Raw genomic sequence first — 13,708 nt, 5'->3', positions numbered from 1 at the left:
AGGCAGGGAATTGAAATGGGGCCAAATGTGGGAGGGGGCTTGCCCCCTCCCATATTTTTTACCGCGGTTAGCCTATGGTCATCAGGCTGGCGTTACCGCCTGCCGCAGCGGTGTTGACGCTCAATGCCCGCTCAATCACCAGGCGCTCCAGCGCAATCGCCGTTTCGCCCTGGGACAAACCATGCACGCCAACAATCGCACCGCCACGCTGCGCCACTTGCTGGCACACCGCGCGCAATTGGTCGGAATCACCGTGATGCAGGACCGCGTCAAACACCACGTCGTCCTTGGTCCAGTCGGCCACGCGCTTGATCTTCGTCTGAATATCTTTCGGCAGACGTGGGAACAAGGCCTTGGTCAGCTCGGTTTCCGGCCATACCGCCGAACCGCCTACCGCCAATACCGCGGCCAGTTGGGTCAGCAGGTCTCCTTCCACTTCGGCCAGGCACAGCACGTGCTCGCGCGGCAGGATCGCATAGCTGTTGCGCTCGCCGGTCGGGCCGGCCAGTTGGCGGGTGATACCGCTTTGCGACTGTGCCGCAAATTGTGTGCACAGGGCGCTCAGTTCGCTGAACTTATGAGTGTCGGCCCAGGTTTTCAGTGCGGTCAGCGGTTGGCTCATGGCGTCGCGCAGGCGCAGGTCGGGTGCGGTCAAGGCGTCGCCACGTACGAAGGATTGCTCGATCGCATCGGTAGGACGGGTCGACAACAGGCGGTACAGGTACAGCGGACCACCGGCTTTGGGGCCGGTACCCGACAGGCCTTCACCGCCGAACGGTTGCACGCCGACCACGGCGCCGACAATGTTGCGGTTGACGTAGACGTTACCGGCGTTGACGTTGTCGATCACCTTGGCGATGGTCTCGTCGATGCGGGTGTGCACGCCCAGGGTCAGGCCGTAGCCGGATGCGTTGATCTGGCCGATGAGCTGGTCGATCTCTTTACGCTTGTAGCGCACCACGTGCAGCACCGGACCGAAGATTTCCCGTTGCAGCTCGTCGAAGCTTTCCAGCTCGATCAGGGTCGGCATCACGAAGGTGCCACGCTTGATCTCGTCGCCATCGGCAATGGCCACCTGGTAAACGTTGCGGCCTTTGTCGCGCATGGCCTGGATGTGTTTCTCGATGCCGGCCTTGGCTTCGGCGTCGATCACCGGGCCGATATCCACCGACAGGCGCTCCGGGTTGCCCAGGCGGCATTCGGCCATGGCGCCCTTGAGCATTTCGATGACACGGTCTGCCGAATCTTCCTGCAGGCACAAGACGCGCAGGGCCGAGCAACGTTGGCCGGCGCTGTCGAAGGCCGACGACACCACGTCGATGACCACTTGTTCGGTGAGCGCCGACGAATCGACGATCATCGCGTTCTGGCCACCGGTTTCGGCGATCAGCGGAATCGGACGCCCCTGGGCATCCAGGCGCCCGGCCACACTGCGTTGCAGCAAGCGTGCAACCTCGGTGGAGCCGGTGAACATCACGCCCTTGACGCGCTCGTCACCGACCAGGCGGGCACCGACGCTTTCGCCCTGGCCCGGCAGCAATTGCAGCACGCCTTGCGGGATACCAGCTTCGAGCAGGATGCGCACGGCTTGGGCGGCGACCAGCGGGGTTTGTTCGGCAGGCTTGGCCAGTACCGGGTTGCCGGCGGCCAGCGCAGCGGCAACCTGGCCGCTGAAGATCGCCAGCGGGAAGTTCCACGGGCTGATACACACCACCGGGCCCAATGGGCGATGGGCGTCGTTGGTGAAATCGTTGCGTGCCTGTACCGCGTAATAGCGCAGGAAGTCCACGGCTTCGCGCACTTCAGCGATGGCGTTGGCGAAGGTCTTGCCGGCTTCGCGGGCCAGCAGGCCCATCAGTGGCTGGATTTCGCCTTCCATCAGGTCGGCGGCGCGTTCCAGGATCGCGGCGCGCTCGGCGGGCGGGGTGGCCTGCCAGATCGGTGCGGCGCTGATAGCGCACTGGATGGCATTGTCGACGTCTTCGACCGTGGCTTCCTGAACATGACCGACCACATCGCGCAGGTCCGACGGGTTCAGCACCGCGGCAGCCGGTTGTTCGCTGGAGGCGCAACCGAGCATCGGCGCGGCTTTCCAGTTGTTGTGGGCGGTGGCCAGCAGGGCACAGGACAGCGATGCCAGGCGATGCTCGTTGGCCAGGTCGATACCGGCCGAGTTGGCGCGGTCGCGGCCATACAAGTCACGCGGCAGCGGGATACGCGGGTGCGGCAGGCCGAAGCCGCCTTCCACGGTCGCCATCTGCTCGATGCTCGCCACTGGATCGGCCACCAGCTCCTGGATCGAGATGGATTGGTCGGCGATGCGGTTGACGAACGAAGTGTTCGCACCGTTTTCCAGCAGGCGACGCACCAGATACGCCAGCAGTGTTTCGTGGGTGCCGACCGGGGCGTACACGCGGCACGGACGGTTCAACTTGCCTTCGGAAACCTTGCCTACGACCTGTTCGTACAGCGGCTCACCCATGCCGTGCAGGCATTGGAACTCGTACTGGCCGGGGTAATAGTTCTGACCGGCAATGTGGTAGATGGCGGCCAGGGTGTGGGCGTTGTGCGTGGCGAACTGCGGGTAGATGACTTCCGGCACCGACAGCAGTTTGCGTGCGCAGGCAATGTAGGAAACGTCGGTGTACACCTTGCGCGTATACACCGGGTAGCCTTCCAGGCCTTCGACCTGGGCGCGCTTGATTTCGCTGTCCCAGTACGCGCCTTTGACCAGGCGGATCATCAGGCGGTGGCGGCTGCGGCGGGCCAGGTCGATCACATAGTCGATCACGTACGGGCAACGCTTCTGGTAGGCCTGGATCACGAAACCGATACCGTTCCAGCCGGTCAGTTGCGGCTCGAAGCACAGGCGCTCAAGCAGATCCAGGGACAACTCGAGGCGGTCGGCCTCTTCGGCGTCGATGTTCAGGCCGATGTCGTACTGTTTGGCCAGCAGGGTCAGCGACAACAGGCGCGGGTACAACTCGTCCATCACCCGCTCGTACTGCGCGCGGCTGTAACGCGGGTGCAGGGCGGAAAGCTTGATGGAGATGCCTGGGCCTTCATAGATCCCACGGCCGTGGGACGCCTTGCCGATGGAATGAATGGCTTGTTCGTACGAGGCCAGGTACTTCTGCGCATCGTGCTCGGTGAGCGCGGCTTCCCCGAGCATGTCGTAGGAGTAGCGAAAGCCCTTGGCTTCGAACTTGCTCGCATTGGCCAGGGCTTCGGCGATGGTTTCGCCGGTGACGAACTGCTCGCCCATCAGGCGCATGGCCATGTCGACGCCCTTGCGGATCATCGGCTCGCCGCTTTTGCCGATGATGCGGCTCAGGGACGAGGTCAGTCCTGCTTCGTTGTGGGTGGCGACCAGTTTGCCGGTCAACAGCAGGCCCCAGGTGGCGGCATTGACGAACAGCGACGGGCTGTTACCCAGGTGCGGGTGCCAGTTGCCGGTGCTGATCTTGTCGCGAATCAGTGCATCGCGAGTGCCCTTGTCCGGGATGCGCAGCAGCGCCTCGGCCAGGCACATCAGCGCCACGCCTTCCTGGGACGACAGGGAAAATTCCTGCAGCAGGCCCTGAACAATACCGGCACGGCCGCCGGCGCTCTTCTGGTTGCGCAGTTTCTCGGCAATCGTGGCGGCCAGCTTGTGGGTGGCTTCGGCCATGTCGGCCGGCAGACGGGCCTGTTCGATCAGCATCGGCACCACTTCCGGCTCGGGGCGACGGTAAGCGGCGGTGATCGAAGCGCGCAATACGGACTGCGGCAGGATGCTCTCGGCGAACTCAAGGAAGCACTGGTGCGCGTGGTCGGCCTGCACCTCGCCCGCATCATCGGCGTGCTTGTTGCTCAAGCCATTGAGCTCGTTCAGGGTTGCACCACCCTCGAGTTTCTCCAGGTAATTGAAAATTGCCTGTTTGATCAGCCAGTGCGGCGTGCGATCAATGGAGGACGCGGCGGCCTTGAGGCGTTCGCGGGTCGGGTCGTCGAGTTTGACCCCAAGGGTGGTCGTAGCCATATTCTTATCCTCATGGGTGCCACTACCGAGTGGCATCTGCTGGCGGCAAGATTAGCTTTGCCCATGGCGAGGTGCAACCGGGTGCAACCCTTTTTGTTGATGAAATTTACGACGCTTGATCGGAAAAAATCCGGCCTTTGACCGAATCGGCTGCTTGTCGGTGCATTTGCTTCTGAGATTGAATGTTCTTGCTCCGAAAAGGAGCAAAAACACGGTGTTTGTGCGCAAAAGCGCGCAGGTGCAACTTATTCGCAAGAAACTGGTTGCACCTTATTTGCATTGTTGAATAGCATTCGCGCACCAAGGTGCAACCACCTCTACGGTTTGGTTCATCGGCTGGCGGCTTTCCTGGGGAAACGCCAGTCATAAATGCGCGGCATTCAGCATCGTTTATTCGGTTACTACCGGTAGCGGTCTGACAGACCGTCGCTACATAAAAACAAAGCCAGGGCGTCACTTCTATGAGCGTTAGCAATCCCACCCTGATCACGTTCGTGATCTATATCGCAGCAATGGTGCTGATCGGCCTGATGGCCTATCGCTCCACCAACAACCTTTCCGATTACATCCTTGGCGGTCGCAGCCTTGGCAGCGTGGTGACAGCCTTGTCCGCCGGTGCTTCCGATATGAGCGGCTGGTTGTTGATGGGCCTGCCGGGCGCGATCTACATGTCGGGCTTGTCGGAAAGCTGGATCGCCATCGGCCTGATCGTCGGTGCCTACCTCAATTGGCTGTTCGTGGCCGGTCGCCTGCGGGTGCAGACTGAACACAACGGCGACGCCCTGACCCTGCCGGATTACTTCTCCAGCCGCTTCGAAGATAAAAGCGGCCTGCTGCGGATCATTTCCGCCGTGGTGATCCTGGTGTTCTTCACCATTTACTGCGCCTCCGGCATCGTGGCCGGTGCGCGTCTGTTCGAAAGCACCTTCGGCATGTCCTACGAGACGGCGTTGTGGGCCGGTGCCGCGGCGACCATTGCCTACACCTTTATCGGCGGTTTCCTGGCGGTCAGTTGGACCGACACCGTGCAAGCCACGCTGATGATCTTCGCGTTGATCCTGACGCCGATCATCGTATTGCTGGCCACCGGCGGCGTGGACACCACCTTCCTGGCCATCGAAGCCCAGGACCCGACCAACTTCGACATGCTGAAAAACACCACCTTCATCGGCATCATCTCGCTGATGGGCTGGGGCCTGGGTTACTTCGGCCAGCCGCACATTCTCGCGCGGTTCATGGCGGCGGATTCGGTGAAGTCGATTGCCAACGCGCGCCGTATCTCCATGACCTGGATGATTCTGTGCCTGGGTGGCACGGTGGCAGTGGGCTTCTTCGGCATCGCTTACTTCTCGGCGCATCCTGAGGTGGCCGGTCCCGTGACCGAAAACCCTGAGCGCGTGTTTATCGAACTGGCCAAGATCCTGTTCAACCCATGGATTGCCGGTGTCCTGCTGTCGGCCATCCTCGCGGCCGTCATGAGCACCCTGAGCTGCCAGTTGCTGGTGTGCTCCAGCGCCCTGACCGAAGATTTCTACAAGGCCTTCCTGCGCAAGGGCGCGTCCCAGCTTGAACTGGTATGGGTCGGTCGGATCATGGTGCTGGTGGTTGCCTTGATCGCCATCGCCATGGCCGCCAACCCGGAAAACCGCGTACTGGGCCTGGTCAGCTACGCCTGGGCCGGTTTCGGCGCTGCCTTCGGTCCTGTGGTGCTGATCTCGGTCATCTGGAAACACATGACCCGCAACGGCGCACTGGCCGGCATCCTGGTGGGCGCAATCACCGTGATCGTGTGGAAACACTTCGAGTTGCTCGGCCTGTACGAAATCATCCCAGGCTTCATCTTCGCCAGCCTGGCGATCTACTTCGTGAGCAAGATGGGTGCACCGACTGCCGGTATGGTCGAGCGCTTTGATGCGGCGGAAAAAGATTACAACCTCAACAAGTAATACCGCTGGGCGTTGATCGCCCAGTTATCGAAAAGAAGGCCTGCGTCCGATGGATGCGGGCCTTTTTTTTGCCTGAGCGGTCAGGCCTTGAGGATTCCGGCATCGCCGATGTAGGACCTTACTTATTTTCCGTAGCAGTGCCCGACTCGGTAAACGGCTGTTGCAGAATCGCTCACTCACCCTTCGCAGAGAAACACCGGATGTTCGCTCCTGCCAATCAAAGTGCCTTTAATCTGACCCTGGATGGGAAGCCTTGTGATCTCAAGGTTCATGGATTCATGGGCGATGAATTTATCAGTCTGCCCTTTCGCTTTGACCTTGAGTTGGTCAGCGAACAACCCGACCTTGACCTCGATAGCCTTCTGCACCGCCAGGCATTCCTGGGGTTCGACGCCCACGGCCATGGCATTCATGGCCAGGTTTACCGCGTCGCGCAAGGCGATTCGGGCAAGCGCCTGACCCGTTACCAGATCACCCTGGTACCGCAGTTGGCGTATCTGGAACACAGCACTCACCAACGGATATTTCAGCAAAAAACCGTGCCGCAGATCATTGCGCGGGTGCTGGAGGCTCAGGAGATCCAGGCCGATACCTTCGTGTTTCGCCTGAGCGGTCAATATCCCGAGCGCGAATACTGTGTTCAGTTCGACGAAACCGATTTGCAGTTCATCCATCGCTTGTGCGTTGAGTCGGGCATTCACTACCACTTTCAGCACAGTCCCGAGCGCCACTTGCTGGTGTTTGGCGATGACCAGAGTGTGTTCAGGCAGCCGGACCAGGAAACGTCCTACTTGGCCGGTTCCGGGATGGTGGCCGGGGCCCCCGCGATCAAGCGCTTTATGTTGCGTCTCGAAACCCGCACGGCTGGTGTGAACCTGCGGGCCTACGACTTCAAAAAGCCCAGCCTGGTATTGGAAGGCACGGCCTCCAGCGGGCAACGCCCGACCCTCGACGAACAGCGCTACCCCGGTGACTTTACGGACCGAGCGCACGGCAAGTACCTGGCGCAACGTGTGTTGGAGCGTCATCGCAGTGACTTTCGCCAGGCCAGCGGTATCAGCGACCAGCCGGCCCTGGTCACCGGGCAGTTTCTGAAGATGGCCGACCACCCGCGTCAGGAGTGGAATGATCTGTGGCTGGTCACCCGGTTGCACCACACCGGGCAGCAGCCGCAAGTATTGGAGGAGTCTGCGCCTGAGGACGTGCCCGCAGGCTACAGCAACGAATTTGTCGTCACGCCTTGGGATGTGCCGTTCCGAACACCTTTGATCATGCCCCGGCCGCAGCTGTCGGGTTACCAGAACGCGGTGGTCACCGGGCCTGTCGGCAGTGAGGTGCACTGCGACGAATACGGTCGGGTCAAGGTGCAGATGGCCTGGGATCGCGACGGGGAACACAACGAACACTCCAGTTGCTGGCTGCGCGTGGCGAGCGGCTGGGCCCATGATCGTTACGGGGCGGTGCTGACCCCGCGCGTCGGCATGGAAGTGCTGGTGGGCTTCGTCGATGGCGACGTGGACATGCCCCTGGTGATGGGCTGCCTGCCCAACGCGGCGAATCGTTTGCCCCTTGATCTGCCGGCGGACAAGACCCGCAGTATCTTTCGCAGCCAGAGCAGCCCCGGTGGTGGCGGCTACAACGAACTGCGCATCGATGACCGCAAGGGCGCCGAGGAAATTTACCTGCGCGCCCAGCGCGACTGGACCCAGCACGTGTTGCATGACCAGCAGGTGCAGGTCGATAACCAGCGCCGGATTACGGTGGGCGGCGAGTCGCACCATGAGTTGCAGGGCGAAGAGCAACGCATCACCCACGGCAATCGCCTGACTGAACTCAAGCAGGATGACCACCTGAGGGTCGGCGGTTCGCAGCACATGCATGCCGGTCGCACGCTACAACTGGTGGCAGGGCAGAGCATCGTCATCGATGCGGGGGCCAGCGTTACGATTCAGGCGGGAGGGCAGTCGATCACGCTGTCGGCGGGCGGCATCTTCAGCAGTGTGCCCATCCAGCCTGGCGGGGCGCCTGCCGCAACGATGGCGCCGTTGACGCCTGGTTTGAAGGAGGCGCTGCAGGCGGTTATCCCGCTGCCCCTGAGCCCTGTGCAAGTGGCCACCCTCAAGCGCAGCGCGCCGTTTTGCGAGGAATGCGAGCGTTGCCGTGCCGGGCAGTGCGATATCAGCGGGCATGCACGGAGTGTTTCCTGATGCGCACACCCATGGACCCCCGCAGCTGGCTGGCGCAGTGCCCTTTGCTTGCCGATGAGCGAATTTATGCCGTACTCGGCAATGCCAGCGACGCCAGGCCGCTCGCTGCCTGGCAAGCCACAGCGGCGGGGCCGCTGCCCCAAGCGATCTGGGCAGGCACGGCCTACGCCCAGTGGGAGGCGGTGATGCCTTACGTGGGCATCGTCGAGCCGGGCAGCGCGTTTCTCGATTGGGTAGCCGCCGCGCCATCCGACGATTGGGGGTGGCTGGCGGTATCTTCCAGTCCATTGGAAAGCGTGGTAGCCCACCTGCGAGGCTTGAGCAAGGTGTTCCTGCCCAATGACCAGGCGGTGTTTTTCCGCTTCTGGGATGGCGCCCGGTTTGAGCCGATGTGGCAGCACCTGGATGACCAGGCAGGCGCGGTCTTGCCGGTGTTTGGGCGTTACCTGATCAATGGCCGCCCGCTGACGGTGGCAACTGGACCGGTCACGCCAGCTCAAGCGTGCCCGTGGTGGCGAGTGCCTGCGTCGTTGCTCAGGCACCTGGAGGAACAGTCGCCGGGCGTGCTGATCGACAACCTGCTGCAATGGCTGCAAGCGCAGCGTCCTGATCTGTGTGCTGCCTTCACGCCGGCCACCTTGCAGCACAAACTGGGCTGGTTCGTGCGCAGGCGGGGGGCCAGCCATGCCGCGCTGGTCGATTACCTCCAGTCGCAGTTGAGTTAGACAAAGATGCCACCCGCCATGCGGCCCTGCACCTTTGCGCCGGTAGAAGGTAAACTTCGCCCCCTGCGCAGGAGCAACCATGAATTATCGTCACGCCTTTCACGCCGGCAACCACGCCGATGTCTTCAAACACCTGACCTTGACCCGCCTCATCGCCCTGATGTCGCGCAAGGAGCAGCCGTTCGCCTACCTCGATACCCACGCCGGCATTGGCCTGTACGACCTGCAGGGTGACCAGGCCAACCGCACCGGTGAATACCTGGAAGGCATCGCCCGCCTGTGGGGCGCCAACGACCTGCCGCCGCTCACCGCCGATTACATGCGCGTGCTGCACGAGATGAACCCGGATGGCCAGTTGCGCTACTACCCGGGCTCGCCGGAGCTGGCGCGGCGCCTGACGCGCCCCCAGGACCGTGTGCTGCTCAACGAAAAACACCCGGAAGACGGCGTGCTGCTCAAGGACAACATGAAGGGTGATCGCCGGGTCAAAGTGCACCTGGGCGAAGGCTGGCATGTGCCGCGCGCCTTGTTGCCAGTACCGGAAAAACGCGCGCTGATGCTGATCGACCCACCGTTCGAAAAACTCGACGAAATGCAGCGCTGCGCGGCGTCCCTCAAGGAAGCCGTGAGCCGCATGCGCCAGACCGTCGCAGCGATCTGGTACCCGGTGAAGGACCCGCGCATGCTGCGCCGCTTTTATCAGGACCTGGCCGGCACCGGCGCGCCGAAACTGTTGCGCGTGGAGCTGTTGGTGCACCCGCTGGACACGCCCAACACCCTGACCGGCTCAGGCCTGGCGATTGCCAACCCGCCGTGGGGGCTGGAAGAGGAATTGCGTGAACTGCTGCCATGGCTGTCCAAGAAGCTTGGCCAGACCCAAGGTGGATGGCAGATGGATTGGCTTATCGCTGAGTAACTAATCTCAATACAAACGCAGAACCCAATGTGGGAGGGGGCTTGCCCCCGATTGCTGGGTGTCAGTCATTACATCTGTGACTGACACTCCGCTATCGGGGGCAAGCCCCCTCCCACATTTTTAATCTGTGTTGCTCTTTAGATCGGGCAGGCCGCGCCAGTGCCGCTGATCCATGGATTGGCTTCTCGCTGGGTAACCGGCTCTGAAGCCAAGCACGGACCCAATGTGGGAGGGGGCTTGCCCCCGATTGCTGGGTGTCAGTCATTACATCAGTAACTGACACTCCGCTATCGGGGGCAAGCCCCCTCCCACATTTTTAATCTGTGTTGTGCTTTAGATCGGGCAGGTCACGCCGGTGCCGCCGATGCCGCAATAGCCCTGCGGGTTCTTCGCCAGGTATTGCTGGTGATACGCCTCGGCGAAGTACACCGTCGGCGCTTCGTCGATTTCGGTGGTGATCTCGCCCAGGCCGGCCTTGGTCAGCTCTTGCTGATAGGCCTGGGCACTGGCCTTGGCTGCCGCCAGTTGCTCCGGCGTGGTGGCATAGATCACCGAACGGTATTGGCTGCCGATGTCGTTGCCCTGGCGCATGCCCTGGGTCGGGTTGTGCAGTTCCCAGAACATCTTCAGCAGGTCTTCGTATTTCACTTTGGCCTGGTCGTATACCACCAGCACCACTTCGCTGTGGCCGGTCAGGCCCGAGCAGACTTCTTCGTAGGTCGGGTTCGGCGTGAAGCCGCCGGCGTAGCCGACCACGGTACTGACCACCCCGTCGCGCTCCCAGAATTTGCGCTCGGCGCCCCAGAAACAACCGAGGCCGAAGATCGCGAAACCGACGTCGTCGGTAAAAGGGCCCAGCAACGGGTTGCCGTTGACGAAGTGAGTTTCGGGCAATGCCATCGGGGTTTCACGGCCGGGCAAGGCTTGTTCTTGAGTAGGCAGCACGTTTTTGTTCACCAGAATTTCCGAGCGCAAGACCATGATCAGTCCTCTCGTCAGGTTGAGTAACAGTAAATTTTCAGACAGCCAGTGTGCCCGAGTGTTACCGCGCTGTCAGGCAATTGGCCCGCGTGGATAACGTTTGAGCTTTTCCAGCAGCTCTGCGCCGGGGATTGGCCGGTCGAACAGATAGCCCTGGCCCACGTCGCAACGATGCCGGCGCAGGAACGCCAGTTGCTCGGCGGTCTCGATACCTTCGGCGACCACCTTGAGCTTGAGGTTGTGGGCCATGGCGATGACCGCCGAGGTGATCTCCATGTCGTCCTGGTTATCCGGGATTTCGTGGATAAAGCTGCGGTCGATCTTAATGATGTCGATGGGGAATTTTTTCAAGTAGCTCAGCGACGAGTAACCGGTACCGAAGTCGTCCATGGCCAGGGTCAGGCCAAAACTCTTCAGTTGGTCCAGTTGCTGGCGCGTGTCTTCGGTGGCTTCCAGCAGCAGGCCTTCGGTCAGCTCCAGCTCCAGCAGATTGGCCGGCAACTGCTCTTCCTTGAGGATCGTGGCAATCGAGGCCACCAGGTCCGGGTCGGAAAACTGCTTGGGCGACAGGTTGATCGCCACCTGCAAATTACCCAGGCCCGCGGCTGTCAATCGACGGCTCATGCGGCATGCCTGCCGGGCGACCCATTTGCCGATGGGGATGATCAAACCGGTCTCTTCGGCCACGCTGATGAACTGGTCGGGGCGGATCATGCCCTTTTCCGGGTGGTTCCAGCGCAACAGCGCTTCCATGCCCAGCAGGCGACCACTGCGCAGGCACAGCTTGGGCTGGTAGAACACGTCCAGCTCATTCTGGGTCAGGGCGCGGCGCAGGTTGTTTTCCACAAACAGCTTGTAGCTGGCCTCGGCATTCAGCGCTTCGGTAAACACCTGCACCTGGTGTTTGCCGTTGGCCTTGGCCTTGTGCAGGGCCAGGCCGGCGTTGCGCATCAGGGTCTGCGGGTCGCGCCCGTGCAGCGGCGCGCAGGCGAGGCCCACGGAGCCGGTCACGCTGATCAACTGGTTGTCGACGAACATCGGTTTGTCGAGGGTGGCCAGTAACTGACTGGCCACCTGCTGGCCGGTCTCCATGTCGGCATCGTCAAGCAGCACCGCAAACTCGTTACTGGCAAAGCGCGCCAGGCTGCCGCCGCTGCTCAAACTGTTGCGCAGACGGCGGGCCAGGCTGATCAGCAGCTTGTCACCGGTCTGGTGGCCGAGGCTGTCGTTGATCCGCTTGAAGTTGTCGATGTCCACCAGCAGCAGGCTGATCGGGCTGTCGCTGTCGCGGGCAAAGCGCTCATCGAGGTTGCGGATGAACGCCGGGCGGTTGCCCAGGTTGGTCAGGTTGTCGGTGTAGGCCAGGCGTTCGATGCGCTGTTGCGCCAGCTTGGTCTGGGTAATGTCTTCGTAGATGCCGATGTAATGGGTCAACTCACGGTTGTCGCCATATACCTTGGAAATCGACAACTGGCCCCAGTAGGGTTCCAGGTTTTTGCGCCGGCTTTTGAATTCGCCTTGCCAGCTGTTGCTTTTGGCCAGGACCGACGGCGCGTCGAACAGTAATTCGCTGAGGTTCTCCAGGGCCGGCAACTGCGCCAGGCGGTGGCCGTGCACCTCTTCGGCGCTGTATTGGGTAATGGCGGTAAAGCTTGGGTTGACGTACTCCACCACACCATCGCAATTAACCAGCAGAAACGCGTTGGCGCTCTGTTCCACCGCGCGCTGGAACAGGTGCAGGGCGCTGGTGGCGGTGCGCCGGTTGTGGTTGTTGATGACTTGGGCGAACTGGTCCGCCAGCTCGCCGGCAAAGGCGATCTCATCGGACTGCCATGCCCGCGAACTGCCGCTTTGCTCCAGGCACAGCACGCCGACGACCTGGCCATCCACGCGGATGCTCGCGTCGAGCATGGCGTGGACATCCTTGGCGATCAGGCTTTCGGCCATTTCCCGGGTGCGCGGGTCTTGCACGGCATGGGTGGCATCGATGGCGCGGCTGCTGTGCAGGGCTTCGAGGTAGTCGGGGAAGCAGCTGGCGTCGATCGCTTCGGGCAAATAGTGGCGTTGATCGGCGCGCAGATAGGCCGAAATCGGCACCAGGTGCTGGCCGTCCAGATTCCAGATGCTGGCGCGATCGATCTGATAGATGTCGCAGGCGCTGCGGGTGATCAGTTCGGCGGCTTCTTGCAGCGAATTGGGCGTGGTGTAGCGCTGGCGGGCCAGCAGCAGGATCAGCTCCTGCTGGGCGCGTACCCGCTCCAGGTGCTGCAGTTGCTCCTGCTGCGCGCGCTGGTTGAGTTCCAGGGCGATTTGCAGGCGGCTGTTCTGGTTTTCCAGGTCGGCGGTCGGCACCGTGACGGGCAGTTCGCTGAACAGGCCATCCACCACCATCAGGTAGCCGCGCAGCAGGTGACGGTTGTGCTGTTTGTAGGCCTCGCCCATTTCGAGCAGGCTCAGCGGGCCATCGCTGGTGTGCAGGGTGTAGCGCACCAGGTAGTGGGCGCTGTGGCTCAGTTGCTGCTGGATCGCGTCGTGCAGTTGATAGCGCGCCTGGGGCTCCATCAGGCTGGCGTACGGCGTGCCCAGCAGGGCGCACAGTTCGACCGCCGGCAAGCCGAATTGGCGCTCGCAATTGGGGTCAAGGTAGAGCAGCGCCCAGCTTGCCTCATTCAGCCGCTCGAAACGCAGCATACCGAGGCGCGAAGGCACCGGTAATTGCGTCACTACCTCGGTCGCCATTCGGGCAACATCGGGTTGGCTTTTCATGGGGGAAACTCGCTTGGGAAAATACGCACGGCGCCGGGCTCACGCCCTCTTTACTGTCGCTTGCGGCAAGGTTGCATCATGCGGCACGCACTGACAAGAGAGGATGAAGGCTAAGTGCTATAAGGGTGTTATCGGCCACCCGGGGG

7 protein-coding genes are annotated in these 13,708 nt (G+C 61.9%); 4 read left to right on the top strand and 3 right to left on the bottom strand.

What is annotated here, in order from left to right; translation table 11 throughout:
* Positions 1-67: 67 nt before the first annotated feature.
* Entirely contained in the window at positions 68-4,021 is a 3,954-nt protein-coding gene (gene putA, locus J1G34_RS00520) for a trifunctional transcriptional regulator/proline dehydrogenase/L-glutamate gamma-semialdehyde dehydrogenase (protein WP_222993021.1), read from the bottom strand.
* Between the two features lie 461 nt (positions 4,022-4,482).
* Here putA and putP point away from each other — a divergent pair, with 461 nt between their 5' ends.
* From putP to J1G34_RS00500, 4 genes are all read left to right on the top strand, one after another.
* Complete coding sequence (gene putP / locus J1G34_RS00515) at positions 4,483-5,967, top strand: sodium/proline symporter PutP (protein ID WP_065892045.1); 1,485 nt, start codon at positions 4,483-4,485, stop codon at positions 5,965-5,967.
* A gap of 200 nt (positions 5,968-6,167) precedes the next feature.
* On the top strand, positions 6,168-8,174 hold the full coding sequence (locus J1G34_RS00510; protein WP_222993019.1) for a type VI secretion system Vgr family protein: 2,007 nt from the start codon (positions 6,168-6,170) through the stop codon (positions 8,172-8,174).
* Positions 8,174-8,899: a DUF4123 domain-containing protein gene (locus tag J1G34_RS00505; RefSeq protein ID WP_222993017.1), complete on the top strand. Its 726-nt coding sequence runs from the start codon at positions 8,174-8,176 to the stop codon at positions 8,897-8,899. Before J1G34_RS00510 ends, J1G34_RS00505 begins: the two co-directional genes overlap by 1 nt.
* A gap of 79 nt (positions 8,900-8,978) precedes the next feature.
* Positions 8,979-9,815, top strand: a complete 837-nt coding sequence (locus tag J1G34_RS00500; protein ID WP_065886580.1) for a 23S rRNA (adenine(2030)-N(6))-methyltransferase RlmJ — start codon at positions 8,979-8,981, stop codon at positions 9,813-9,815.
* A 333-nt stretch (positions 9,816-10,148) separates the two neighbouring features.
* On the opposite strand, the gene msrA is transcribed toward J1G34_RS00500, so the two are convergent.
* Entirely contained in the window at positions 10,149-10,796 is a 648-nt protein-coding gene (gene msrA / locus J1G34_RS00495) for a peptide-methionine (S)-S-oxide reductase MsrA (RefSeq protein WP_065894429.1), read from the bottom strand.
* A 72-nt stretch (positions 10,797-10,868) separates the two neighbouring features.
* Positions 10,869-13,562: a putative bifunctional diguanylate cyclase/phosphodiesterase gene (locus J1G34_RS00490; RefSeq protein ID WP_065934840.1), complete on the bottom strand. Its 2,694-nt coding sequence runs from the start codon at positions 13,560-13,562 to the stop codon at positions 10,869-10,871.
* Positions 13,563-13,708 lie beyond the last annotated feature (146 nt).

This window comes from Pseudomonas sp. Wu6 (assembly GCF_019891515.1).
Classification (GTDB): domain Bacteria; phylum Pseudomonadota; class Gammaproteobacteria; order Pseudomonadales; family Pseudomonadaceae; genus Aquipseudomonas; species Aquipseudomonas orientalis_A.
Note: the sequence above shows the minus strand (reverse complement) of the source record. Positions and strands in the feature narration are given on the sequence as shown.